Annotated in this window: 22 protein-coding genes; 5 read left to right on the forward strand and 17 right to left on the reverse strand. The window is 64.7% G+C overall.

What is annotated here, in order from left to right; all coding sequences use genetic code 11:
- Window positions 1–18 precede the first annotated feature (18 nt).
- The 4 genes from ACL9RJ_RS17460 to ACL9RJ_RS17475 all read right to left on the reverse strand — a co-directional run bounded on the left by ACL9RJ_RS17460 (window position 19) and on the right by ACL9RJ_RS17475 (window position 3,477).
- Complete coding sequence (locus ACL9RJ_RS17460) at window positions 19–840, reverse strand: helix-turn-helix transcriptional regulator (protein ID WP_422765506.1); 822 nt, start codon at window positions 838–840, stop codon at window positions 19–21.
- Between the two features lie 25 nt (window positions 841–865).
- The gene (locus ACL9RJ_RS17465; protein WP_103032906.1) at window positions 866–1,414 is read right to left on the reverse strand and encodes a kinase inhibitor; all 549 of its coding nucleotides are present in this window, start codon (window positions 1,412–1,414) and stop codon (window positions 866–868) included.
- Between the two features lie 201 nt (window positions 1,415–1,615).
- Window positions 1,616–2,518: a DUF2167 domain-containing protein gene (locus tag ACL9RJ_RS17470; RefSeq protein WP_212809937.1), complete on the reverse strand. Its 903-nt coding sequence runs from the start codon at window positions 2,516–2,518 to the stop codon at window positions 1,616–1,618.
- 83 nt (window positions 2,519–2,601) lie between these two features.
- Window positions 2,602–3,477, reverse strand: coding sequence for a LysR family transcriptional regulator (locus ACL9RJ_RS17475; protein WP_177086537.1), 876 nt, complete (start codon window positions 3,475–3,477; stop codon window positions 2,602–2,604).
- 105 nt (window positions 3,478–3,582) lie between these two features.
- Here ACL9RJ_RS17475 and ACL9RJ_RS17480 point away from each other — a divergent pair, with 105 nt between their 5' ends.
- Window positions 3,583–4,554: a DMT family transporter gene (locus tag ACL9RJ_RS17480; protein ID WP_244861767.1), complete on the forward strand. Its 972-nt coding sequence runs from the start codon at window positions 3,583–3,585 to the stop codon at window positions 4,552–4,554.
- On the opposite strand, the gene ACL9RJ_RS17485 is transcribed toward ACL9RJ_RS17480, so the two are convergent.
- Complete coding sequence (locus tag ACL9RJ_RS17485; protein WP_017129627.1) at window positions 4,482–4,859, reverse strand: VOC family protein; 378 nt, start codon at window positions 4,857–4,859, stop codon at window positions 4,482–4,484. The two genes, ACL9RJ_RS17480 and ACL9RJ_RS17485, sit on opposite strands and share 73 nt — an antisense overlap.
- Window positions 4,860–4,994: 135 nt before the next feature.
- Window positions 4,995–5,309, reverse strand: coding sequence for a helix-turn-helix domain-containing protein (locus ACL9RJ_RS17490; protein WP_042937148.1), 315 nt, complete (start codon window positions 5,307–5,309; stop codon window positions 4,995–4,997).
- A 356-nt stretch (window positions 5,310–5,665) separates the two neighbouring features.
- Here ACL9RJ_RS17490 and ACL9RJ_RS17495 point away from each other — a divergent pair, with 356 nt between their 5' ends.
- Window positions 5,666–7,357 (forward strand): putative bifunctional diguanylate cyclase/phosphodiesterase, encoded by a 1,692-nt coding sequence (locus tag ACL9RJ_RS17495; RefSeq protein WP_017129625.1) that lies wholly within the window; start codon window positions 5,666–5,668, stop codon window positions 7,355–7,357.
- Window positions 7,358–7,431: 74 nt separating this feature from the next.
- Here the strand turns inward: ACL9RJ_RS17495 and ACL9RJ_RS17500 are convergent, their stop codons facing one another.
- The gene (locus ACL9RJ_RS17500; protein WP_422765507.1) at window positions 7,432–8,220 is read right to left on the reverse strand and encodes a substrate-binding periplasmic protein; all 789 of its coding nucleotides are present in this window, start codon (window positions 8,218–8,220) and stop codon (window positions 7,432–7,434) included.
- Window positions 8,221–8,369: 149 nt separating this feature from the next.
- On the opposite strand from ACL9RJ_RS17500, the gene dnaX reads away from it, so the two are divergent.
- The 3 genes from dnaX (at window position 8,370) to recR (ending at window position 11,737) form a co-directional block, all read left to right on the forward strand.
- Window positions 8,370–10,502 carry a DNA polymerase III subunit gamma/tau gene (gene dnaX, locus ACL9RJ_RS17505; RefSeq protein WP_212809935.1) on the forward strand — a complete coding sequence of 711 codons (2,133 nt, stop codon included), beginning with the start codon at window positions 8,370–8,372 and terminating at the stop codon, window positions 10,500–10,502.
- 64 nt (window positions 10,503–10,566) lie between these two features.
- Entirely contained in the window at window positions 10,567–10,905 is a 339-nt protein-coding gene (locus ACL9RJ_RS17510; RefSeq protein ID WP_017134152.1) for a YbaB/EbfC family nucleoid-associated protein, read from the forward strand.
- 229 nt (window positions 10,906–11,134) lie between these two features.
- A complete protein-coding gene (recR, locus tag ACL9RJ_RS17515) occupies window positions 11,135–11,737 on the forward strand; it encodes a recombination mediator RecR (protein ID WP_017129621.1) in 603 nt (200 codons plus the stop codon).
- 70 nt (window positions 11,738–11,807) lie between these two features.
- Here recR and ACL9RJ_RS17520 read toward each other — a convergent pair whose 3' ends face one another.
- From ACL9RJ_RS17520 to ACL9RJ_RS17565, 10 genes are all read right to left on the reverse strand, one after another.
- The gene (locus ACL9RJ_RS17520) at window positions 11,808–12,065 is read right to left on the reverse strand and encodes a hypothetical protein (protein ID WP_256260452.1); all 258 of its coding nucleotides are present in this window, start codon (window positions 12,063–12,065) and stop codon (window positions 11,808–11,810) included.
- A 222-nt stretch (window positions 12,066–12,287) separates the two neighbouring features.
- Window positions 12,288–13,214 carry a glycosyltransferase gene (locus tag ACL9RJ_RS17525; RefSeq protein WP_177109302.1) on the reverse strand — a complete coding sequence of 309 codons (927 nt, stop codon included), beginning with the start codon at window positions 13,212–13,214 and terminating at the stop codon, window positions 12,288–12,290.
- Between the two features lie 3 nt (window positions 13,215–13,217).
- The gene (locus ACL9RJ_RS17530) at window positions 13,218–14,639 is read right to left on the reverse strand and encodes a lipid II flippase MurJ (protein WP_422765508.1); all 1,422 of its coding nucleotides are present in this window, start codon (window positions 14,637–14,639) and stop codon (window positions 13,218–13,220) included.
- Window positions 14,640–14,648: 9 nt separating this feature from the next.
- Window positions 14,649–15,470 (reverse strand): acyltransferase, encoded by an 822-nt coding sequence (locus ACL9RJ_RS17535; RefSeq protein ID WP_017129617.1) that lies wholly within the window; start codon window positions 15,468–15,470, stop codon window positions 14,649–14,651.
- Complete coding sequence (locus tag ACL9RJ_RS17540; RefSeq protein ID WP_017129616.1) at window positions 15,467–16,855, reverse strand: O-antigen ligase family protein; 1,389 nt, start codon at window positions 16,853–16,855, stop codon at window positions 15,467–15,469. Before ACL9RJ_RS17540 ends, ACL9RJ_RS17535 begins: the two co-directional genes overlap by 4 nt.
- Entirely contained in the window at window positions 16,855–17,955 is a 1,101-nt protein-coding gene (locus ACL9RJ_RS17545; protein ID WP_017129615.1) for a glycosyltransferase family 4 protein, read from the reverse strand. Before ACL9RJ_RS17545 ends, ACL9RJ_RS17540 begins: the two co-directional genes overlap by 1 nt.
- Complete coding sequence (locus ACL9RJ_RS17550; protein ID WP_017129614.1) at window positions 17,946–19,163, reverse strand: glycosyltransferase family 4 protein; 1,218 nt, start codon at window positions 19,161–19,163, stop codon at window positions 17,946–17,948. The genes ACL9RJ_RS17545 and ACL9RJ_RS17550 overlap by 10 nt, the downstream gene beginning before the upstream one ends.
- The gene (locus ACL9RJ_RS17555) at window positions 19,160–20,485 is read right to left on the reverse strand and encodes a cellulase family glycosylhydrolase (protein ID WP_212809934.1); all 1,326 of its coding nucleotides are present in this window, start codon (window positions 20,483–20,485) and stop codon (window positions 19,160–19,162) included. Before ACL9RJ_RS17555 ends, ACL9RJ_RS17550 begins: the two co-directional genes overlap by 4 nt.
- Window positions 20,475–21,665: a glycosyltransferase gene (locus tag ACL9RJ_RS17560; protein ID WP_017129612.1), complete on the reverse strand. Its 1,191-nt coding sequence runs from the start codon at window positions 21,663–21,665 to the stop codon at window positions 20,475–20,477. The genes ACL9RJ_RS17555 and ACL9RJ_RS17560 overlap by 11 nt, the downstream gene beginning before the upstream one ends.
- A complete protein-coding gene (locus ACL9RJ_RS17565) occupies window positions 21,665–23,659 on the reverse strand; it encodes a GumC family protein (protein ID WP_212809933.1) in 1,995 nt (664 codons plus the stop codon). The genes ACL9RJ_RS17560 and ACL9RJ_RS17565 overlap by 1 nt, the downstream gene beginning before the upstream one ends.
- Window positions 23,660–23,667 lie beyond the last annotated feature (8 nt).

The raw sequence follows: 23,667 nt of genomic DNA on the forward strand, positions 1-23,667 counted from the left end.
TTTGTTCTTTGTCTTGAACTACAAAACCCCCCGCAACTCCCTCGGCGACAACCCGTAATGCTTGCGAAAGCGCACGGCAAAGCGTGACGCCGAGGCATAGCCGCTGGCTGCGGCTATTTCTCCTATCGGCCGTGGTGTGGTCTGCAGCCATTGCAAGGCCATGCCCAGCCGGACATTTTCGAGGATGTTGCTGAAGCTGTCGTCCTCGTTCGCCAGTTGGCGGCGCAAGGTCGAGGCGCCCAGGTTCAGCCGTTCGGCCACGTCCGCGACGGTCCAGTCCCGCGCGGGGTCGCTCATGACGATCTGCTGCACGCGCTCGCACAACGGGTCGTTGCGATCCAGTAACAACGGCCCGGCCCAGCCGCCCAGGGCCAATGCCAGCAGCACGGCTTCGGCGTAATGGCTGCACAGGGCGTCCGGCGAATCGGCATTGATGGCTTCCAGCAGGTTTTCCCAGGCTGAAGTGGTATGCCGGTCCAGCGGCACACAGAGTTCCTGGGTGCTCCCGCGTCCGGGAAGTAGCGCGAGTTGCTGGCTATGGCGGGCAATAAAGGTTCGCAGCAGTTCCGTGGGAAAGCTCACGGTATCGGCGATGTAGAACCCCTGGGTGCCGGGGTAGTTGCCGACCCCGACTTCACGCCCCGCCGGCATCAGGATCAGGTGTCGCGATCCCACGCGCATCTGCCGGTCGTCCCAACTCATCACTTTTTCACCCTGGCGCACGCGACACAGGGTGGTGACGAAAATCGGCACCCGTTGCAGCGCATGGGGCTGGCGGGCCTGGATGACGCTGGCGCCGATACGGCGCTGGCGGTGCTGGATGCCGGCGGGGGCGTTCATGATTCTCAGGCTCCGTACAAAAAAACTAACGTCCGTAGGTGGCGGTCAGTGTGGCCTTGCCCAGGGCGTTGGCATTGAGCATGTAGCCCACCATGGCGCCGCTGGCCTGTTCATTGACCGGGAGTTTATCCGTCTTCAGGGCCCAGACGGTGAACTGATAGCGATGGGGTTTATCGCCCACAGGCGGGCAGGCACCGCCGAAGCCCGGTTGGCCGTAGTCGGTGCGACCTTGCACGGCGCCCGCGGGTAGCTGGCCGCCCTGGCTGCCGGCGCCGGAAGGCAGTTCGTGGGTGGAGGTCGGCAGGTTGACCACGGTCCAGTGCCACCAGCCGCTGCCGGTCGGGGCGTCGGGGTCGTAGGCGGTGATCGCGAAGCTTTTGGTGCCCGCCGGGGCGTTCTGCCAGGACAGTTGCGGGGAGGTGTTGCCGCCTTCGCAACCGAAGCCCTGGAACACTTCGCGGCTGCTCATGGGCTTGCCGTTGCTGATATCGCGGCTGGTCACGGTGAAGTCGGCGGCGTGGGCGGTGATGCTCAGGCCGAGGCTGAGGGCGGTGAGCAGGAAGCGGTTTTTCATGATGACCTCGTCTTTGGGGGGATTCAGGACGAGTCTAGGGAGATGGGGGGCTGGGCATTGTGCCGCGGCGCTCGACCATTGTGCCGAAACGCTCGGGTTGTTCGATGGGGGGCGATAGGGGCTGTGAGAGCGGACGCGGAGCGTCCCATGCGGCATTCCCACGCGGAGCGTGGGAACGATCAAGCACAGGACGCGTGGGGCTTATGTGCGCTTGAACAACTTGCGCAAGAAGCCGGCAATCACCACCAGGCCGATCACGATGAATTTCTTGAAGGCCAGCAGGGCTACGCCGATCTTGGCGAACAGGCCGGCCTTGGCCGCGATGCCGCCGGCCACCAGGGCTGCCAGGCCGTAGGGCGCCAGTTTGTCGGTGCTGGAGTCGAAGTCGGCGTAGCGGTTGCCATCGGTGAAGTTGGTGAACGCGAGGATCTTCGGCACTTCCTGCTTGATGGTCGGCAGGTCGGCCATCGCCGCTACGGCATTCAGTTCCAGCACGCCCTGGCGCCCCAGCACGCGAATGCTGTAGTTCAGGGTGTTCTGTTGGGCGTCATCGGCTTTCAGTTCGCGGGCCCAGTACATCTTGTGGCTGCCCTGGTCATAGCTCGGCGGTTCGGCCCAGCCCAGCAGTTGCAGGCCGGCGTAACCCTGCTTGCGCCGCTCCTTGTTGTCTTCTTCATCGTCGGCCTGCATCTGCTTGAGCAGGTCGGCGTAGTCGATCTTGGCGGCATCATCGTCGGAGATATGTCCGTCGTTCTTGTAGCTGACGATCACGCCCCAGCCGTTGTCCGCCAGGGGGCTGACGGCAGTGGGGATGATCATGCCCAGGGTCTTGTGGCCCGGCGGGTTGCCCCAGGCTTCGGTCAGCAGGCGCTCGGTGTCGTCCGGCGACAGGTAGTAGAACTCGTTGTTGAGTTGCAGGGTGGCGATACCGCTCGGCAGGGTGATGGTGCCGTGCTGCTGCTTGAGGGTGGTGAGCCACTGTTCGGCGCTCTGGTGCGGTTGCTCGCTGGCGGTGGGGGCTGGAGCGGGGGTACTGGCGGCAATGGCGGGCAGAGTGGTTGCGCTGAGCAACACGGCCGCCAACAGCTGGCGCAGGTGTTTCATCGTAGTCCCTTACATTTTGAATTAATTTGCCTGGCAGAATACCTGAAGGGACTGGCGAATCGCCAGATTGCCGTGTAGGCGCGCTACTCCGGACGCGTTTCCAGGCGTTCCCGCAGCAGTCGCGCAAAGGCCTCGCGGGCCGGATGGCGGGTGGTTTCCCTGTGCCAGATAAAGCTGTTTTGCACGGGGGCCAGTTCGTCGAAGCGATAGGTCGCCAGCCCCGTCGACTGTTCGTAGCGACGCAGGATGCCTTCGGGCACCAGCGAGACGCCGGCACCGGCATTGACGCTGCCGATGATCGTGCCCCAACTGCCGTAGCTGGCAATCGGTGGGTTGCGGTCGCAGTCCTGGACCCAGTTCTTCAGCGCCGCGCGGTAGGGGCAGCCGTTCGGCCACATGATCAGGGTGCGGCCCAGCAGGTCGTGGGCATTGTGGATCGGTGCGCTGTCGGCGGCGCTGATCAGCACCAGTTTTTCGCTGTACAACGCGGTGCTGGCGATTTTCGGGTGGTGGATATCGGCAGCCACCAGGGCGCCGTCGAGCCGGCGTTGGCGGACATCTTCCAGCAGTTGCGTCCAGGTCCCGGTGATCAGTTCCAGACTGACCTCGGGATAGGTCCGATGGTATTCGGCGAGCAGGGCCGGCAGGTGCACGGTGGCGCAGGATTCGATGGCGCCGATGCGCAAGGTGCCGGAGGGCCGGGTGTTGGCGTCGACGGCGCGTTTGGCCTCGTCCACCAGGTTGAGGATCTGCGCACAATATTCGAGGAACACTTCGCCGGCGGGGCTGATGCTCAGGCCGCGCCCGGCGCGGACGAACAGGTCGGTGCCCAGCTCGCTTTCCAGGTGCTTGATGCGCGTGGTGATGTTGGACGGCACGCAATGCAGCCGTTGGGCCGCGAGGGCGATGCTGCCGGTTTCGGCGACGGCTTTCACCATGCGCATTTGCGCCAGTTCCATGATTCACTCCCGGTGAATTCTCGACTCAATATTCGTCAATTGTGCTTGTCGCCACGCCGCTCAAGACTGGCCACACCCCTGGATCATCTTGGATGTAGCGTTCTCGTGAAAGCCCTGCCGCGTATAAAAATTTCATTGGCCACCGCCCTGGTCATCCTGTGCTGGGCGTATTCGCCCATCGGCATCCATATCGGCCTGGAAAGCTACAGCCCCGGACACCTGGCCCTGCTGCGCTTTCTGATCGCATCGGTGTTCATGGCCGCAGTGGCGCTGATGAAGGGCATTGCCTTGCCCCGGGTCCGCGATCTGCCCTGGCTGTTCGTGCTGGGTTTCTTCGCGATCTTCCTGCATCACGTCAGCCTCAACTATGGGCAGCAGTGGGTCAGCCCCGGGGCCGGGAGCGTACTGGCCCAGTCGACGCCGTTGTTCAGTACGCTGATCGCGTTCTTCTGGCTGAAGGAGTCGGTGACGGGCTGGCGCTGGCTGGGTGTGTTTGTGGGGCTGGCCGGGGCGCTGGTGGTGGTGTGGGGCGATCACGGCGTCGGCCCGTTCAATCCCCGGGGCTTGCTGGTCCTGCTCGCGGCGCTGTCCTGGAGCCTGTATTTCACCCTGCAGAAACACTATGCCCATCACTACAGCGGGTTGACCACCGTGTGCTACATGGTCTGGGCCGGAACGCTGCTGTTGCTCTGTGTCTACGGACCGGGGCTGGCGCAGGAGGTGACGCTGGCCCCCGTGCGGGTGAATGTGGCGGTGCTGGTGCTGGGTATTTTCCCCAGTGCCCTGGCGTACCTGGCCTGGGGTTATGTGCTGACGCACTCGACGGTCAGCCGTTCCTCCATCGCCTTGTACCTGATCCCGCCGGTGGCCATGCTGATGGCGGCGTTGATCCTCGGTGTCGGTGTCTCGGGCATGGTCCTGCTGGGCGGCTCGATTGTCCTGGCGAGCGTGCTGGGCCTGCACTTCGAGGGGCGCCGGCAGAGGCCGGCTGCCGGACCGCTGGATCAGCGCAGTGAAGGGGACGGCGAATACACCCGCAACCGGTGTGCATCGGGGTCCACCGCAACGAAGGCATAACCGAAACCCAGGGTGCTCGGCGGCTGGACGATGCGCACCCCCAGTTCGCGCCAGGCTTCATGGAGTTCGTCGACAATGGCGTTCTCGCCGACATTGAAGGCCATCTCGCCGCCGCCGCCGGTGTGTGGCACGGCAGGCGTCACGACGCTGGCCGACCAGAGGCCGAGCTTGATGCCCGAGTCCAGCGCGAACAGGGCGAAATCCGGCGTGTCGATCAGCGGCTCCTTGCCCAGCAGGCGACGGTAGAAGTCGACGCTGACGGCGGGGCTTTCGACATACAGCATGAAGTAGTTGGGATCGGTCACGGTGTGGTTCCTGGGAAAGTGGTGGGAAGGCCTGGAATCGTTTGTGGTGATTCCAGGGCAACCCAGCCTAACCCCGGGGGCTGTCAGCTTTTGTCAGTAGCGTGGTCGCGGCGCCAGGCGCGCAGTGGCATGAGGCTAAGGCTTGGCAAGGGCTAGATCGACCGCGACGATCAGCTTTCCCAGGTCCTTCGAGGGCGCTTTGTGAATGACGCCGAACAGGTAGGCACGCTGTTCGTCTTCGTCAGCCATATCCGCAAAAAAGGCCTTGAGCTTCACTCCCAGTACGTCGGCGAACAGAAACAGGGCTTCCACGCTGGGGGTGTAACTGCCGGTTTCGAAGCGGCTGATGGTTTTCGGGTCAAAACCGGTTTTCTCGCCAAGTTCAGCCTGAGTTAGCCCCGCTACCTTGCGATAGCGCCTGATGGCCGTACCCAAACTTGAAATTTCCATCGCTCAATTCCCATTTAGAATCAAGAACTTAACGACAAATCTTTACATTAGACAACGCCATGATTCATCACCTTCTATTGCATAATGTGATGCAATTCGTAGAATCGACGGTTATGACAGGTATTTGGTGATCTGGTTTCAGGTGGCAAAATGATGAAACAGGAAATCCTCGCATTTCTCTTGAGTTCATGCCACGACCGTCAAGCCGTGCCTTCGGGCGTTGGTTTCACGGAGTGCCGCTCGCCAACCCCGCTGTTTGCTGATGACCTTCATTTAACTCTAGTTGATCCTCGTCGAAGTTCTTTCGAACAGCGTGTCGATCAGTTCAACCGGTAGCTGCCCAGGTGAGCTGAGTCATGGACGAGACGTACCGCAAGGTGGTGGATGCAGCAGCGATTTTCTCCGAGACGGATCTGAGCGGAAGGATTACCTACGTCAACGACCCGTTCTGCGAGATCTCCGGCTACAGCCGCGAGGAGCTGCTGGGGCAGAACCACCGGATGCTCAATTCCGGTTTTCATCCGACCGAATTCTTCAGTGAGATGTGGCGCACCATCGCCCTTGGCCGGGTCTGGAAGGGCGAGGTCTGCAACCGTGCCAAGGACGGTTCGCTGTACTGGGTCGACAGTACCATGGTGCCGCTGCTGGACGAAGAGACGGGACGGGTCCGCAAGTACATGTCGATCCGTTTTGATGTCAGCGAAAAGCTGCGACTGCTGCACACCTTGCAGTGGCGGGTGGGCCACGATGTACTGACCGGCCTGCCGAACCGCGCGTTCCTCTCCGATCTGTTGAACCAGGCCCTGGAGTTCTCCCGGCGCGAGCATATTCCGCTGGCGGTGTGCATGCTCGACCTGGACGGCTTCAAGGCTGTCAACGACGGCTACGGGCATGCCAGCGGTGACGCGTTGCTGGTGGAAGTGGCGGCGCGCCTGCGCGGGATCATGCGTGGCGAGGATGTGGTGGCACGCCTGTCCGGTGACGAGTTCGTGCTGATCCTGCGTTATGTGCGCGACAGCCAGGAACTGCACGCGGCGTTGCAGCGGGTGCTGCTGGCGATCTCCGCGCCGTATTCGCTCCTCGGCCAGGACATCCATGTCTGTGCCAGCATCGGCGTGACCCTGTTCCCCAACGACAATGAAGACGCCGATACCTTGTTGCGCCACGCGGACCAGGCGATGTACCTGGCCAAGCAGGGCGGGCGCAACCGTTTCCATCTGTTCGATGTATCCCAGGACCAGGAGGTCAAGGCCACGCACCAGAGCGTTGAGCTGATGCGCCATGCACTAGCCGGCGACGAGTTGCGCCTGGTCTATCAGCCCAAGGTCAACATGCGTACCGGCACGGTGGTCGGCTTCGAGGCGCTGGTGCGCTGGGAAAGCCCCCACAAGGGCCTGCTCGAACCCCATGAGTTCCTGCCTCTGGTGGCCCAGACCGATGTGATCATCGAGGTCGGCGAGTGGGTGATCGACCGGGTCATGGCGCAGATGCAGGTTTGGTTGCAGGCCGGCCACAACTGGCCGGTCAGCCTGAATATCGCCGCCCGGCATTTCCAGCGTGGGGATTTTGTCGAGCGCCTGCGCGCCTTGCTGACCCGGCATGCCGAAGTACCGCCACAGATGCTCGACCTGGAAATCATCGAGTCGGTGGCCATCGAGAACATCCAGCGGGTCAGCCAGTGCCTGCGGGCCTGCCAGGCCCTTGGCGTGCGTTTTTCCCTGGATGACTTCGGCACCGGTTACTCGTCCCTGAGCTACCTCAAGCGCATGCCCACCCAGACCATCAAGATCGATCGTTCCTTTGTGCGCGATATCCTCCACGACAAGGATGACCTGGCCCTGACCACGGCGGTGATCAGTCTGGCCCGGGCCTTTGGTCGCGAGGTGATTGCCGAGGGCCTGGAGACCGCCGAGCACGGGCGCCTGCTGATGAATCTGGGGTGTGACGTGGCCCAGGGCTATTTCATTGCCCGGCCGATGGCGGCCGACGAGGTGCCGGACTGGGTCGCGGGGTTTGTCCCGTCGGGGTTGTGGAGCACCACCGCCTGAGCCTTCATGCATCCTGTGGAAGCCCGCTTTGCCGGTGAAAAGGTTGCGGGTGTCATCGCCGACAGGCCGGGCTCCTACAGGTCATCGGGTTTTTCCGCAGAGGGAGGCGTGGGGCTGTCCAGTTGTTCGCCATTGCCGGTGTAGAGCCCGATGATCCCGTCGATTTCCCCGGACATCTTCATTCTCAGCAAGGTCCGCAGGATCCGCTGCACCGGCAGCGCCGGGTCGTTGCGCACAAAACAGCCCACCGGTTGTTCCTGCAGCACCGCGACGGCATGCAGTTGCTGTTGGGGCATCAGCTTCTGGTTGAACCAGTCCAGGCTCCACTGGTTGCTGACCGCATAGTGATAGCGGCCCGCCGAGAGTTTCTGCAGCACCTGTTCCTGGTTGCGGGCGTCGTCGCGGATCAACTGGCCACTGTCGAACAACGGCTGCAGGGTCGGGTAGGTGTAGCTCAATACCGTGCCGACAGGTTGTCTGGGCAGGCTTTGCGGCCTGACCTGGCGCGGGTGCTCGGCATTGCTGATCAGCACGTCGCGCTGCATCAGCAGGGGAATGCTCCATATATAGTCGCCCGACAGGTTCGGCAGCCAGGATTGCGCGGCATAGCAGCGCACGTCGATTTCGCCGTGTTCCATGGCGCTCTGCACGCGGGCCCGGGCCAGCACGTGAAACTCGGCCGGTACTCCGACCTGCTGGGCAAGGCTGGTCATCAGGTCATAGAGAATGCCCTGGGTCGGTCGGTCGTTGTCGATCTGGACCAGCGGCATGGCCCAGCTGTCGGCCACGGCGAAGCGCAACGGCGCAGGCGCGGCAAAACAGTTGGCGGTCATCAGTACGAGGGCGCCCCACACTACACGCATTCAACTCTCCGTCTGGAGTACGACGCTTCAGGACGCGAATTCTCCCACAAAGTGCAGCTTAGTCAGATTAGAGAAGCACGCCGGATGCAATTTCGCCCCTGCTCCGCTAGCATTAGCGGTCTTCCGCTTTCCAGATGCGACGGTTATCGATGAGTTATCAGGTTCTTGCACGTAAATGGCGTCCGCGCTCGTTCCGCGAAATGGTCGGCCAGACCCATGTGCTCAAGGCGCTGATCAATGCTCTGGACAGCCAGCGGCTGCACCACGCCTATCTGTTCACCGGTACCCGGGGTGTAGGCAAGACCACCATTGCGCGGATCATCGCCAAGTGCCTGAACTGCGAAACCGGGATCACCTCGTCACCCTGTGGCACCTGTTCGGTATGCCGCGAGATCGACGAGGGCCGTTTTGTCGACCTGATCGAGATCGACGCCGCGAGCCGCACCAAGGTCGAGGACACCCGCGAACTGCTGGACAACGTGCAGTACGCGCCGAGCCGCGGGCGCTTCAAGGTCTACCTGATCGACGAAGTGCACATGCTTTCCAGCCACTCGTTCAACGCCTTGCTGAAAACCCTGGAAGAGCCGCCGCCCTACGTCAAGTTCATCCTGGCGACCACCGATCCTCAGAAACTTCCTGCAACGATTTTGTCGCGCTGCCTGCAGTTCTCCCTGAAGAACATGACCCCGGAGCGGGTGGTCGAGCATTTGACCCACGTGCTCGGGGTCGAGAACGTGCCATTCGAAGACGACGCCCTGTGGTTGCTCGGTCGCGCGGCGGACGGTTCGATGCGCGATGCGATGAGCCTGACCGACCAGGCCATTGCCTTCGGTGAGGGCAAGGTCATGGCCAGCGATGTGCGGGCGATGCTCGGCACCCTGGACCACGGCCAGGTCTACGATGTGCTGCACGCGCTGATCGAAGGCGATGCCAAGGCGTTGCTCGAAGCGGTACGGCATCTGGCCGAGCAGGGCCCGGACTGGAACGGCGTGCTCTCGGAAATCCTCAATGTGCTGCACCGCGTGGCGATTGCCCAGGCCCTGCCGGAAGGCGTCGACAACGGTCACGGCGACCGTGATCGCGTGTTGGCCCTGGCCCAGGCATTGCCGGCCGAAGACGTACAGTTTTACTACCAGATGGGCCTGATCGGCCGGCGCGACCTGCCGCTGGCGCCGGACCCGCGTGGCGGCTTCGAGATGGTCCTGCTGCGAATGCTCGCGTTCCGGCCGGCCGACAGTGCCTCGGCACCGAGGCAGCCGCTAAAGCCAGTGGGGATCAGCCAGGCCACAGTTGATTCCACCCAGAACGTGGCTGGCCCAGCGGCTGCTGCGCCGGTTGTCGCGGCTGTGGCTCCGGCGGTCGAGGCCGATGTCGTGCCAGTCGCTGCGCCGGCCGCTGCGCCAGTCCCCGCGCCCGTGGTGCAACCAGCCCCGGCGCCGGTGGTCGAAGCCGTGCCTGAGCCGGAGCCGGAGCCGGTGGTCGAGGCGGCTACCGTGCCCGAACCCCTGGCCGCCGCGGTCGAAGAAGTCGACCTGCCCTGGAACGAACCCGCCGAGCCGGTGGTGCAGGAGCCCGCCGTAGAGCCGGTGCTGGAAACCGCCGCCGAGCAGCCGGAACTGGTGCCGATGCCGCTGCCGACGCCTGACAGCGTGGTGCCGGACGCCCCCGAGTGGGCGGCCGCCACCATTCCCGAGCCGACCCCGGCCCAGGTGGATGCCGCGACTCCGGGCCCGGATCGCGACGACGAGCCGCCGCTGGATGAAGACTATATCGAGCCGGATATGGACTCGTCCTATAGCTACCTCGACGACCTGGCCAGTGAACACACCGCCGAGCCGGCACCGGAGCCCGAGCCGTTGCCGGCCGCGCAGCCGGCCACCGGCCTGGCGCTGGAGTGGTTGCAACTGTTCCCGAAACTGCCGATCTCCGGCATGACCGGCAGCATCGCGGCCAACTGCACGCTGATCGCGGTCGACGGCGATGACTGGCTGCTGCACCTGGACCCGGCCCACAGCGCCCTGTTCAACGCCACGCAGTTGCGTCGCGTGAACGATGCGCTGAACCAGTACCATGGGCGGACGCTGAAGGTGACCATCGAGCTGATCAAGCCCGAGCAGGAAACCCCGGCCCAGGCGGCGTCCCGCCGGCGCCACGAACGCCAGAACGAGGCTGTGGCCTCGATTCATGCCGATCCGTTCATCCAGCAAATGATGCAACAGTTCGGTGCGGTGATCCGTGACGATACAATCGAACCTGTCGAAGCCCTGGTGACCCAGGGTTAATAACTGAGCGGCGCGAGGCCGGAGCCTCGTGCCTATTGTCCAAGCAACTTTTGAGGTGATTCCCATGATGAAGGGTGGCATGGCCGGCCTGATGAAGCAGGCGCAGCAGATGCAGGAAAAAATGGCCAAGATGCAGGAAGAACTGGCCAACGCTGAAATCACCGGCAAGGCCGGCGGCGACATGGTCACCGTGGTCATGACCGGGCGTCACGATATCAAGCGCGTGAGCATCGACCCGAGCCTGCTGGAAGGTGTCAGCGACGATGACCGTGAAGTGCTGGAAGATCTGTTTGCCGCCGCCGTCAACGACGCCGTGCGCAAGATCGAAGCCAACAGCTCGGACAAGATGTCCGGCATGACCGCCGGCATGCAGCTGCCGCCGGGCTTCAAGATGCCGTTCTAGGCCCTGTACGAAAACTGCCTGGGCGACGATCATGCGGCGTTGAAGCAGGCTTGCCTTGCCTGATCGCCGCTCGGCGAGTTTTCGCACGGAACCTGAGGTATTTTGTACTCAAGCAATGCCAGGCTCGCTGCCTGGCATTGTTGTTTCCGGGGCTGGTCGCCTGTGCATTTGACGCTGGCCGGAGCCACGGGTATAAACCGCCTCTCGCAGTTTTGTCGGACCTTTTCCCATGAGCTTCAGCCCCCTGATTCGCCAACTGATCGACGCCTTTCGGGTTTTGCCCGGCGTCGGCCAGAAAACCGCCCAGCGCATGGCCCTGCAACTGCTCGAGCGCGATCGCAGCGGCGGCGCGCGCCTGGCACAGGCTTTGGGCCAGGCCATGGAAGGCGTCGGGCATTGCCGCCAGTGCCGGACCCTGACCGAAGACGACCTCTGCCCGCAGTGTGCCGATCCGCGGCGTGACGACACCTTGCTGTGTGTGGTCGAAGGACCGATGGATGTCTACGCGGTGGAGCAGACCGGTTATCGCGGACGTTACTTCGTGCTCAAGGGGCACCTGTCGCCGCTCGATGGCCTTGGGCCGGAAGCCATTGGCATTCCGCAGTTGCTGGCCCGTATCGAAGAACAGGGCAGCTTCAGCGAGATTATCCTCGCCACCAACCCGACGGTCGAGGGCGAAGCCACGGCGCACTACATTGCCCAGCTGCTCTCCAACAAGGGGCTGATCACCTCGCGTATCGCCCATGGCGTTCCCCTGGGGGGTGAGCTGGAACTGGTGGACGGCGGTACGCTGGCCCACTCGTTTGCAGGGCGCAAGCCGATCGCGCTTTGAGGGTGAGGCGTCTGGCCGGAGGCCATTTTTCCGGTGGTCGCCCCGGACAAGGGGCGACCGGGCAGCATGCTCAGGCAGCCAGCAAGCGCAGTATCTGATCCAGCCGGTGGTTGGCGACCCAGCTCAGCAGCACTCCCAGGACCGCCGTGCCGCCGGCGATATAGGCGAGGCGGGCCTTGATCGATTTCACATCGCCGCGGACTTCGCCGAGATCGCGGTGGATGTACTCCAGGTGGGTTTCCAGTTCGGTGATTCGCGGTTCCATGGTGTCGCCTCCAGACGGTTCGCCGGTCTTGGTGGGGTCGGTGGGTGACGGGGATTGCTGCATCGCCTCGTGATTGCCCGACCATCGGGGAGCCGGATGCAGGCAGGGTGTCACGCAGTGCTGTAGCTCAACTTCCATGTGTTTTCACGTCCTCGGTGGTTCATGTCCCGGGCGCCATTGCCCTGATCACACCATGGAAAATCGCGCTATTTCGCTTTTCGGTCAATTGAGGCGATTCCCGGATGTTCATAGGAAAAGTCGCCGGCGTCTGAAGTGGCCGCTGGGTCAGGCATAGGGGCTGTCCCAGTAGCGTTTGTACATGCCGAGGCTTTTTTTCAGACCCTTGGGCAGATGGCGTTCCTGCTGGCTGAGTTTGTAGGCAAACAGCTTCACCGCATTGCGCCATAGCGAGCCCGGCCACGCCAGGCAACGTCCGGGGCCGAGAAACCTCAGCTCGGACAGCACATACCTCAGGCCTTCTCCTCCCGCCCCGCCGAACTGTTGGCGGATCCAGGGTTCGCGGGCATGAAATACGCCGATGTCGAAGTAACGACGAAATTCCTCACCGAGGGTGTAGTTGTGCGAGTGCCGGCAGCAGGCGCTGCCTTCGTAGGCGACTTTCCAGCCGGCCATGAGCATCTTCGCCGCCACGTACATGTCTTCCGAGAGGATCACATGCTGCGGGAATCCGCCCACCTGCATCAGTGCCCGGCGCCGGTAGGCGCAAAAGGAGTTGGAGGCGAAGGCGGTCTTGATCCCCAGCCGGGGCGCATCCTCCAGGCTCTTGACCTGGGACGTCGGCGGGTAGTTGAACAGCCGGGCATGCTCGGCCAGCGGGCTGGCATCCAGGTGCGGCAGCTGCCGGCCGCAGACCGCGCCGATGCTGTCGTCGGCAAACGGCCGGACGATATTGGCCAGCGCCTCGGGGTCCTCGAGGTAGGCATCCTGGGTCATGAACACGTAGATGTCATGGCCGGGATTGCGCTCGACCATCATCTGGCGGGTGCCGCCGTGGTTGAAGTCTCTGCTGTCGATGCGCAAGACATTGGGACAGCGTGCGCTGGCCAGTTCGAAGGTGCCGTCGCTGGAGCTGGAGTCGACGATCAGGGTCGTGAAGACCGCCGTCTGGCGGTCGAGGGAGTCGAGCAGGCGCGCCAGGTCCCGGCAGCCGTTGTAGGTCGGGATCACGCAGGCCACGTTGAGCGTCGACATGGTTCAGCCTCCAGGGGACAGCGGGCGCCAGGGGCGCAGCCAGAATGCCAGGGCGATCAGCAGGACCAGGCTGCACAGGGTGCTCAGACCCAGTTGCAACCAGATACCGGCCAGGGGATGCAGCAACAGGGCGGCCAGGCCCATGACGCCGAGCCCGAGCAACCAGTGGCTGCGCCAGGGCACTTCGGCCAGCAGTTGTTGACGGCGCATCAGTAGCAGGCCGGTCAGGATTACCCCGCAGACCGCCGCCAGGGCAATGCCGATCAAGCCGAAGAAATAGGGCAGCACGGCCAGTAGCAGGGCATTGAGCAGGCTGCCGGTCAGTTCGCAGTTGAGCGGCAGGCGGGTGTCGCCGGCGGCATAGGCGTAGCGGGCGAGCAGGGCGTTCCAGGCGCCGAACATCAGCGGTACGGAGAACCACGCCAGCAGTTCCGGCAGCGGGCTGTCTCCGGCCTGGTTGGGCAGCAGCAGGCTGACCAGCGCGGCGGCGGCACCGATCAGACCGGCGACGGCCGGCAGGGTCAGCAACGTGGCGCTGGCCAGGCCCTTGCGCAGCAGGGACAGGCGTTCGGCGCCGGCGCTGCCGCTCATCAGGCCGAGCAGCACCTGATTCAGGCTCATCAGGGCGATCAGGGGCAGGTTGATCAGTTTGCGCGCCAGGTTGATCCAGGTGACCGCGCCTTCGCCGAGCAGCGAGGCGACCATCCGTTCCAGCAGGGCCAGGCCCTGGCTCGCCAGGTTGCTGCTGAGCAACGGGCCGATCCGTTGCAGCAGCTCGCGGCCGGCCCCGGGCGCATGCCCCGGTTTCCAGGGTTTCCAGCCGCCGCGGTACAGCGATGGCAAGAGGATGGTCGGCATCAACAGGCTGCCGAGGACACAGGCGGCGGCCAGGCCGGTTGGCGTCGCGGCATGTCGCAGGATCGCCAGGTACAGCACCGGCGGCAGGTTGAACAGCAACGAGCCGAGGCCGGCCAGGACAAACCGCGAGCGGGCCTGCAACGGCACGCAGAACAGCGCATGGAGGATAAATCCCGGTGCACACCAAGCCAGCCAGTGCAGGCTGTCGCCCGCGAGTGCGTAACCCTGGCCGTCGAGCCCGGGGCCGATAAGGCGGACCCACAGTGGCGCCCCGATGCTCAGCAGCCCCCCCAGCAGCAGGCCGCAGAGCAGCAGGCGCGGAGCCAGCGCGCCGAGCCAGTCGGCCTGTCCGGTGGCCGAGCGTTGCTGGTAGAGCGGCAGTGCCGCCGCGCTGAGCAGGCCGGCGGCAAGCGCCATGCGCAAGGCTTCCGGCAGGAACAGCGCGACCAGGAAACTGTCGCTGCGCCCGCCGGCGCCCCAGGCCGCGACCAGCAGCCATTCCCGGGCGAACCCGGCGGCCAGGCCGGTGAGGGTCGCGAGGGTCAGCCACAGGGTTGAACCAAACACTGTCGCGACTCAGTGGAACAAAGTGAACAGGCCTTTGCCGCCCACTTTGTAGTTCAGGTTGCGGCAGCGTTCGCCTTTGATCGCCGCATCCGGGCCGCCGACAATCGCGTAGGCCGGCACCGGCTTGGACACCACGCAGTTGCCGCCGACCACCGCGCCCTCGCCGATATCGGCACCGAAGGAGAGCAGCGCGCGGCTGGCGACCCAGGCGTAGTCGCGGATATAAACCGGTCCGCCGACGGCCCAGAACTCCGGAGCCTGGACATCGTGCCCGCCGGCGATGACCAGCACGTGGGAGGCGATGGTCACATGGTCGCCGATGATCAGCCCGCCCCGGGCATCCAGCTGGCAATGCCAGCCGACCGTGCTGTCATTGCCGATCCGCAGGCTGTCGACGCCGAGTACTTCGGTGTTGCGCCAGACCGTCGAGCCCTTGCCGATCTTCGCCCCGCCCAGCCGTAGCCAGAGCAGGCGCAGGGTGTGGCTGGGGATCTTGCAGACCAGGATGTTGTAGGCCAGCTCCCACCAGCGCAGCATGCGGTCGCGCAGGGTCGGCCAGTTGATTCCGTAGAGCGGGATCAGCGCGCCCTTGATCTCGCGCCCGAGCAAGGCATAGAAGCGCCGGGCCAGTGGCGGCTCGATCCGCGTCTCGATATTCAGGTAGCTGATGAAGCACAGCACATTGCCCTTGAGCGGCTGCTCGAAGCACACGTCGTTTTCCAGCATCCACTGATAGGTGGCCTGCAGTTCGTCCAGGTTGACGCCCATTTTCACCGCGTACTCGGGCAGGGCCTGCTGCAGGTTCAGGGAGTGAAACATGCGGTGTTTCATGGTTGGACTCCAGAAAGGCTCGCGGCCTTGAGCTTGAGGCGTCGGGCTTCATGCAGGTTCAGGCCGAGCAGCAGCCAGAACAGCGCGATCAGGACCTGGGTGAAGCTGAAGTAGTGGTCGAAAATGCCGCTGAGCAGGGCGGCCATCAGGCCCGAGGTGGTGCCGAGCCAGAGCGCGTTGTCCGCCGTCAGGCGGATGGTGCGCCGGGAGGGACGGGTTTCCCGCCACCAGCTCCAGATCACCGCGACGAACAGCAGCAGGCCTGGCACGCCGAGCTTGTAGACGAAGTTCAGCCACAGATTGGAAATCCCCCAGAGGCCGGTGCCGGGCACCGGTGGCTCGACCTTGAAACCGATGCCGAAGGGGAACATCGCGACGGCCTCGGGGAAGTGCGAGTACTCGTCGAAACGCACGCTGGTACTGGCGTCGTTGCTCGAGAAGAGGGTCAGCAGGCGGTCTTGCAACGGCGGGTAGAACATCAGCAGCAAGGTGCCGAAGGCGACGCCGGCCATCAGCAGGCGGCCGGTGTAGGGCACGCGCTTGCGGGCCATCCATATCAGCACCACGATCAGGCTCAGCAGGGCGCCGCGCGAGCCGGTCAGCAACAGGGCGATCACGCCCAGGCCGGCGACGGCGAAGCCCAGCGCCCGTGGCCAGCCCTGGCGCGTCAGGCCGAAACAGAAGGCCAGGGGCAGGAGCAGGGCCAGGGCGCCGCCGGTGACGTTGGGGTGCATCCAGGGCGAGCCCATGCGGTTGGACAGGGCGCTGAGACTGTCGCCCAGGACCTCGATCCCGCCGTAGCCGAGGTTGGCGAGGATCGGCGTCATGCTGGTGGCGGTGCCGTTCTTGAGAAACACCGGGATCGACAGCAGCAACAGCAGCAGGGTCCCCAGCAGCAGGCCGGTCACCGCCTGTTCGCGGGCCTTCGTGGTGTCCAGCAGGCGCGGGACGAGGAACAGTACCGAGAGGTTCAGCAACCAGCGGATCCAGTTCACCGGGCCGTTGCCGTCGGCATTCACCGTCAGTTGGCCAATGACAAAGGGGAAGGCGCTGAACAGCATCAGCGCCACCAGCCAGCGCTCGGTGCGCAGCAATGCCGGTTTGGCCGGCAGGTTGTTGAAGATCCCCTGTACCAGCACGCTGCCCCAGACCAGCAGGACCAGGGCTTCGGATACCGTGGTGCGCAGGCCGATCTGTACCGTCGAGTAGGGCAGGAACGTGGCGAGCACGGTGAACAGCAGCAGACCCCACAGCGGGTGGCGGATGATCGTCACCACCCCGGCGATCCCGATCAGGACCACCAGCACCTTGAACGCCGGCAACAGCCAGACCAGCACGCCGAATACCAGGCTGAACAACAGTGCTAGGGGCATCGCCAACGGCATTATCTCAGCTCCTCGAGCAGTTGGTTGAAGCGCTCGCGATAGGCACTGGTGGCGTAGCGGGCGGCCCAGACCTTGAGCAGCGCGGGGTCTTCGCCGGGGGCGTCGGCCAGGCTGACCATCAGCGCGGTCAGGGCGGCGCTGTCGGTGGGCGAGAAGCGTGGGCTGTCCGGCGGGGTGATTTCATCCAGGGAGGAGCCGCTGGCGACGGCCACCGAGGTGCCGACGCTGAGGGCTTCGATCACCGGCAGGCCGAAACCCTCGGCGTAGGACGGCTGCCACAGGCGCGCGGCCTGGCGGTACACCGCGTGCAGTTGGGCATCGCTGATGCCGTTCAGGTAATGCAGGCCGGGCAGGTGCTGCAGCTCCGCGGGCAGGTGTTCCGGCGCACCGATCAGCACCAGTTCCGGAACCTCGGCCGATTGCTGGCGCGCGGCCTGCCAGGCGGCGACGAACCAGGGCATGTTCTTGCGCGGTTCACGGGTGCCCACCGCCAGCCAGTAGCGCGTCGGTAGCTGCAGGTCGCCGATGTCGGCGGGTTCCTCGGTGAAGCCGCCGACCAGGTTGGGCAGTACCCGGACCTTGTCACGGGCCGTGGGGAACAGCTTGACCAGCTCGTCGGCGGTGTACTGCGATGGTGTCCAGATGCGGTCGGCAACCTTCACCGAGTGACCGATCGACAGCTTGTCGGTGGTGCCGTAGATCCGCTCCTTGAGCCTGGAACCGTGGCTGTTCTGCAGCGTCAGCTGGAACAGGTCATGCAACTGCAGCACATAGCGCATGCCGGCCGGCTTGCGGCCCAGGGGCAGGCCCATGTTGAAGTTGCAGATATAGATTTCCACGCCGGCCTCGCGCAGTGCGCCGGGCAGGAAGCCCCCCTCGAATTTCAGCCGCAGGGGCAGGCGGTGCACGCCTTGCAGCGGTGCGCCCCAGCGTGGGCAATGGACCCGGCGGCGCAGCGGATGATCTTCCGGCGCCACGCCGAACAGTTGCAGTTGCACGTCGGGGTGGGCGCGCAGGGCGTCCTCCAGTGCCAGGTTCTGGCGGCCGATGCCGCTGTGGGTGTAACCCGCCGCTGGGCGGTAATCCAGGCCTATGCGCATACGGGCACTTGCTCCTTGAGGCGTGGGAGTCGGGAGTAGACCGCTTCGAGCTGCGCGGCAGCCACGGACCAGTCATGTTCGGCCTTGACGTAGGCACGACCGGCTTCGGCGATCTGGTGCAGTCGCGAAGGGTGCGCCAGGGCATCGGCGAGAATCCTGGCCAGGGCCTGCGGGTCTTCGCTGCCCAGGTAATGGCGGCCGTTCTCGACTTTCAGGCCCGAGCTGCCCTGGTCGGTGGTGACCACCGGCAGGCCGGCGGCCATGGCTTCCAGCACCTTGAGTTTGGAGCCGCCGCCCTGGCGCAGGGGCGCGAAAAAGACCGAGGCGCGGCTTTGCAGGGTGCGCAGGTCGGGGACAAAGCCTTGCCATTCGATGCGCGGGTCGTCCCAGCGCTGGCGCCAGGCATCCGGCAGGCCGAACCCGGCAATGGCGAAACGCACGCCGGGATTGAGCTTCCAGAGGGCCGGGAGGATTTCTTCCAGCGCCCATTCGACCGCATCCAGGTTCGGGCTGTATTCATAGTTGCCGATAAACAGCAGGCGCTGGGCGTGCAGGTCGGGCTGGACGCCGGCGTAATGGCCGGTGTCGACGCCGTTGACCACCACGGCCACCGGCTTGCCGGTCTGCAGGCGCAGCACATCGGCGTCCTGGCGGGTCACGGCGATCAGTTCGGCGGCCTGGCGGAACACCCGGCTTTCCCAGCGGCGGTAACGCCACTGGTCATACAGTGTGAAGGGTTTCATCCAGCCCGGCAGCCGGTCGTAGCTGGCCGCGCCGAGGGCCGACTCGACATTGTGTTCAGTGAGGATAAAGTCCCGTCGGGCGTCGAGCAGCGGTTGCTCGAAGGGCTGGAAGCTGTAGCTGTGCTCGATCTGGATCACGTCCCAGTGTTCGTCGAGCAGCGCCCGGAACTGCTGTTGCAGGCGCGGCGCCGAGCCGTTGATGGCGGCCAGCATCGGGTAGGGCGCGCAGAGGACGGTGAACAACGTCTGCAGGCTGCGCAGCGAGCGCCGCGGTACCACGATCAGGCGTTCGAGACAGGGTTCCAGGGCGTTGCGCGTGGCAGCGTCGAGTTCGCTCTTCGACTGCACCAGCAAGGTGATCCGGTGCCCGCGCGCGGCGAGGCTGCGCAGCAGGTGGAATTGCCGGGTCTTGCCACCGCTGGTGGTGGGCCAGGGCAGGTAGGGCAGGGTCCAGAGAATTTTCATGGCGACCACACCAACAGTTGCAGGCTGGTTTTCAGCGGCACGGTGACGGCCTGGGCATCGCTCAGGTCGGTACGGGTGCCGGCGAGGGGATCGAACAGCGCCGCGCGGGTGACGCCGGGCAGTTGCAGGCGGGTGCCGCTGGCGCTCCAGAACATCCAGACACGGGCGCCGTCGCCACGGGTCCAGGTGACGCTGAACAGATCGTCGGGCGCATTGCTCAGGCTGGGGGTGTCGGCGGGTTGCAGCGCCGGACCGGTGACGTCGAAGAAGTTCTTCAGGGCGGTGTAGACCGGCTTCGGCTCGCCATCTAGGTCCAGCAGGCCGTAGTACTGGTCACGCGGACTGGCCCGGGAGTCGAGGTCGCTGAGGTTGAAGAGGAAGATCCGCTGGTAGTCCATGGCGCTCATCAGGGCCAGTCGGCGCAGGGTGTAGTCCTGCTGGCCGCCGATGCCGATCAGCGCCTGCATTTCCCGTGGTCCGGCATAGCTCGACCAGCCCCATTCGGTGGCCCAGACCTGGGACACGCCGGCGCCATGCAGGGTGCTGTTGAGGCCATTGCCCTGACTGAGAAAATCCTGCGTGCCGGCGTTGTCGCCCTCGGGCAGCTCGGAGTAGGGATGGTAGGCGGCAATGATGTTCTGGCTGGCCAGGCCCTGGCTCAGCAGGCTGTCGAGCATCAGCCCCGGGGTGCTGTGCATCTGGCTGTAGTAGGCCATGCCGGCGGTGGCGACCGGTTTGCCCGGCACGGCGGCGCGGATCGCCTTGGCGGTGGTGGTCAGCAGCCGGTAGTAGGCCGTCGGGTCTTCCTTGGGCAGCCAGATGATGTTCGGTTCGTTCCAGACCTGCCAGGTGTTCACCTGGGGATAGCGCCGGGCCAGGGTCGCCATGCGGCTGGCGAACAGATTGAAATCGCTGGGTGGGTACTGGTCGGCACTGGGCGTACCGGCCGGGGCGCTGCTGGCAAAGGCTGGCGAGCCGACCAGATAGGCGACGGTGTTGTACCGGTGGCTCTGCATCGCCGTCATCGCGGCGTCCAGGGTGGCGAGATCATAGACCCCCGCCTGCGGTTCGATCATCGGCCAGTGGATGGTCAGGCGTACCCAGTTCAGGCCCAGGGCGTCGAGCCGGTCCATCTGCTTCTGGTAAATGGCCGGGTCGAAGTACTGGAACTGCACGTTGACCCCGAGGAAGTCTTTCCACTCGACTGCCCGTGGCGCCTTGAGCAATACCTGGGCCTGGGCGCCGGTGCTCCAGGGCAGCGTGCAGGCCACGCCGCCCAGCAGTCCCAGCAGCGGCACCCAGAGCAAGGTTCTACGCAACATCTTCTTGTCCTCGGCAGGCTTCCTGGAAGACCTGCAGGAAGCGTTTCGCGGTCTGGCTCCAGACCCGCTGGTTGCCGATCATGCTGGCGTGCTCGGCCCAGCGGATCGCCAGCTCGGGGGTGGCACACAGATGGCTGATCTCGGCGGCCAGGGCGCTGACATTGCCCTGGGGAAAGATCACCCCGTTGCCCTGGGCCACCTCTTCGGCAAAGGAGCGGGCGTCGGAAGTGATCGCGCCACGGCCGCAGGCGGCGGCCCAGGACAGCGCGCCGCTGGTACCGCGCAGGTTGCCCAGCAGCTTGAGCTTGCTCGACTCGCGGTACGGCAGGACCATCACGTGGTGGGCCTGGATCACCCGGGGAATCTCGGCGGCCGGCAGGTCGAGCTGCCAGTCGATGCTGTCTTGCAGGTTGAGTCGCCGGATATGCTGGCGCAACTGATCGAGGTAGCTGCCGGCCGGGCCGAAGGCCATTTCCGGCTCGCTGCCGCCGGCCAGGGTCAGGCGCAGCCTGGCGCGCAATCCGGGTTGCTGGGCAAAGGTCATCGCCAGGGCGTCGAGCAGGTCCTCGATGCCCTTGCCGCGATAGATAAAGCCGAAGTACAGCAGCTTCAACGGATCCAGGGATGGCAGCGGGGCCGGGGCGATGGCGAGGTTGCCATGGGGGATCACCGCCATCTGTTCGCTGTGCAGGCCCATGCGCTGGCGCAGGCAGTGGCCGCCGGACTGGGTCAGGGTGATCAGTCGGGTCAGGCTGCGCGCCAATTGTCGTTCTTCGTGCAGGCACAGCGGGTCGGCCAGCACCGTCGCTACCTGGGGCAGCGGTGACGGCAGCCTGCTCGCCAGCGACAGCGGCCAGGGCAGGCGCTCGCGGCGCCAGACCAGGCGTTCCGGATCATGGATGGTGGCGGTCAGCGGCAACCGGGCAAAGCGCGCGCGCAAGGCTTTCAGGGCGTGGAACTCGGCCAGGCGGCCGCCACCGATTTCCCCATGGACCAGGTCGATCCCGTGCCAATCGCCGTCGGCCACTCCCTGGATCGCTCGCTGCGGATCGTTGCCCAGCCCCGCCAGCGGCGTGCTGACACGCACGCCCTGGCTTTCCAGCGCGGCCTTCAGGTGCCCGGCGTAGTCGGCGATGCCGTTCTGTTCCGGGGGCAGGGGGGCGAGCAGGGCGATATGCATCAGGCATGGCTCCGGATACGGGCCAGGGCGTTGAGGACACGCTCCGGGATCTCGAAGCGGCGGCGATTGAGGATGATGCCGTCGACCCGCTTGAACGCGGTGTTGAGGGTCGACAGGGCGTTCTCCAGGATCGGCACCGTGGTGGTTTCCGCCTCGACGATCAGCGCAATCAGATTGGCCTGGCGCAGGATCACGAAGGCTTCCTGGTTGGAGAAGAAACCGCCGGCATCGAGCAGGAGGATTTCTCCCGGTTGCGCGGGGCCCGGCCCGGCGATACGGACGTTATGGCCGCGCTCGCGCAGCAACTGGGTGAGATGCTCGATGACGAAGCTGACCCCTTCGCCATGGCGGGCCGACGTCAGGCCGATGGCCAGGCCGTGTTCGGCGACCTGTTCCAGCGGTAGCACCCCGTACAGCCGGTACATGCTGGCGGTGAAGGCCGTGCGCCGTTGCGCCTGGCCGTCGCTGATGTCCTGCAGGCTGGTCCAGACCTTGACCCCGAAGCGTTCCTCGATCTTGTCGCCGTCGTGGATGCGCTGGTCCAGCAGGTAGAAGAAGTACAGGGCCAGCAGGCCGACCGCCAGGCTCAGGGGAATCGCCAGCAGCAACATGCTCAGGCTTTTCGGGAAGACCCGGCTTTCGTTGAGGGTGGCGTGCTCGATCACCGCGATGTTGCTGATCTGGCTCTTGTCCAGTTCACGGTCGATCCGCGCTTTCTCGGTGCTGTCGCTGTACAGCGCGAAGCTTTTCTCGGCGGCGTCGAGTTCCCGTTGCAGGCGCGACATTTCCGGCTCGATGGCCAGGGCCTGGCGACGATCCTTTTCCAGCTGTTCGAGCTGGGTTTTCTGTTGCGCGGCCTGGGTCGTCAGGCGGCTGAGGCTGGCCTGCTGGTCGGCGAAGCTGTTCTGCAGGCGGGTGTAGACCGGGTTCGGCGCGAGGTTGTCGGTGCGCTGGACCACCGCGTTCTGCGACTTGAGCAGATCCTGCAGGTTGGCAATGGCGGTGTCCATGGCCCGCACCGGTGGCGCGCCTTCCTTGAAGGTGCGGAGCATTTCCTGGCGCTCGATCTGCTTGGCGTTGATCCGCTGTTGCAGGTCCTGGCGGTCCGGGTTGATGCTCATCTGCCGGCCGATGCTGATTTCTTTCTTCATGCTGTTGAGCTGCGCCTGGATCCGCTCCAGGCCGCTCTGGGTCGAGGCGACGGCACGGGTGGTGTTCAGGTGCTCGCCGCGCAGGTTGTTGAGGTTGCGTGAGATATCGTTCAGGCGTTCGGCGATGCTCACCGCGCCCAGCTGGTTGAGGTGGGTCTCGATCTGTTTCTTGTAGTCGAGGATCCGTGCCTGGGTCGCCTTGCTCTCGCCTTCATAGAAGGTGTAGAGGCTCTTGCGCCCGAGGCTGCGGGTGCGTTCCTGCTCGTACTGTTCGACCCAGCTCTTGACGATGGTCTGGGCGACCTGCGGATCGTTCCACTTGAAGCTGATCTCCATCACCGAAGACCCGGCGGCGTGGGTCACGCTGAAATTCCTCGACAACTGATCGGCCAGGCGTTCGACCGGGGTCTGTTTTTCCACCAGGCCGAGCAGTTGCAGGAAGCCGCGGCCGGCTTCGATCACACCCTGCACCGCGCTTTTTACCAGGGTCTTGAGGGTGCCGATAAAACCTTCCTGTGGCGGCACCTTGGACAACTGGTCGAGGTATTGCTCGGCGACCAGGCGGGCAATCGGTCGTCCGGTGAGCATGCGCTCTTCGTCGAGGATCGGATCACGCTGGGCACTGGGGATGATGGTGGCCTGGCGGTCGGAGATCTCGATCGGCAGGGTGCTGGTGTCACGCCCGGGCTTGACCAGCAACAACGCCGTGGACTCGTATCGGTTCGGCAGCAGGAAGGCCCCCAGCAGGATGATGATGAGGGTCACCAGCACGGTGATTTTCACTTCGCGCTTGAAGATGAAGAACAGGCGCAACAAATCGCGGAAGGAACGGATATTGATCATGTCTGTTG

The organism is Pseudomonas sp. Mn2068, from assembly GCF_049319725.1.
Classification (GTDB): Bacteria; Pseudomonadota; Gammaproteobacteria; order Pseudomonadales; family Pseudomonadaceae; genus Aquipseudomonas; species Aquipseudomonas gingeri.

Coding starts and splice junctions, on each gene's coding strand:
- ACL9RJ_RS17565 (WP_212809933.1), bottom strand. CDS start 23,659: ATGATCAATATCCGTTCCTTCCGCGATTTGTTGCGCCTGTTCTTCATC.
- ACL9RJ_RS17525 (WP_177109302.1), bottom strand. CDS start 13,214: ATGTCGACGCTCAACGTGGCCTGCGTGATCCCGACCTACAACGGCTGC.
- ACL9RJ_RS17555 (WP_212809934.1), bottom strand. CDS start 20,485: ATGTTGCGTAGAACCTTGCTCTGGGTGCCGCTGCTGGGACTGCTGGGC.
- ACL9RJ_RS17465 (WP_103032906.1), bottom strand. CDS start 1,414: ATGAAAAACCGCTTCCTGCTCACCGCCCTCAGCCTCGGCCTGAGCATC.
- dnaX (WP_212809935.1), top strand. CDS start 8,370: ATGAGTTATCAGGTTCTTGCACGTAAATGGCGTCCGCGCTCGTTCCGC.
- recR (WP_017129621.1), top strand. CDS start 11,135: ATGAGCTTCAGCCCCCTGATTCGCCAACTGATCGACGCCTTTCGGGTT.
- ACL9RJ_RS17550 (WP_017129614.1), bottom strand. CDS start 19,163: ATGAAAATTCTCTGGACCCTGCCCTACCTGCCCTGGCCCACCACCAGC.
- ACL9RJ_RS17460 (WP_422765506.1), bottom strand. CDS start 840: ATGAACGCCCCCGCCGGCATCCAGCACCGCCAGCGCCGTATCGGCGCC.
- ACL9RJ_RS17560 (WP_017129612.1), bottom strand. CDS start 21,665: ATGCATATCGCCCTGCTCGCCCCCCTGCCCCCGGAACAGAACGGCATC.
- ACL9RJ_RS17520 (WP_256260452.1), bottom strand. CDS start 12,065: ATGCAGCAATCCCCGTCACCCACCGACCCCACCAAGACCGGCGAACCG.
- ACL9RJ_RS17535 (WP_017129617.1), bottom strand. CDS start 15,470: ATGAAACACCGCATGTTTCACTCCCTGAACCTGCAGCAGGCCCTGCCC.
- ACL9RJ_RS17475 (WP_177086537.1), bottom strand. CDS start 3,477: ATGGAACTGGCGCAAATGCGCATGGTGAAAGCCGTCGCCGAAACCGGC.
- ACL9RJ_RS17470 (WP_212809937.1), bottom strand. CDS start 2,518: ATGAAACACCTGCGCCAGCTGTTGGCGGCCGTGTTGCTCAGCGCAACC.
- ACL9RJ_RS17490 (WP_042937148.1), bottom strand. CDS start 5,309: ATGGAAATTTCAAGTTTGGGTACGGCCATCAGGCGCTATCGCAAGGTA.
- ACL9RJ_RS17500 (WP_422765507.1), bottom strand. CDS start 8,220: ATGCGTGTAGTGTGGGGCGCCCTCGTACTGATGACCGCCAACTGTTTT.
- ACL9RJ_RS17495 (WP_017129625.1), top strand. CDS start 5,666: ATGGACGAGACGTACCGCAAGGTGGTGGATGCAGCAGCGATTTTCTCC.
- ACL9RJ_RS17540 (WP_017129616.1), bottom strand. CDS start 16,855: ATGCCGTTGGCGATGCCCCTAGCACTGTTGTTCAGCCTGGTATTCGGC.
- ACL9RJ_RS17545 (WP_017129615.1), bottom strand. CDS start 17,955: ATGCGCATAGGCCTGGATTACCGCCCAGCGGCGGGTTACACCCACAGC.
- ACL9RJ_RS17510 (WP_017134152.1), top strand. CDS start 10,567: ATGATGAAGGGTGGCATGGCCGGCCTGATGAAGCAGGCGCAGCAGATG.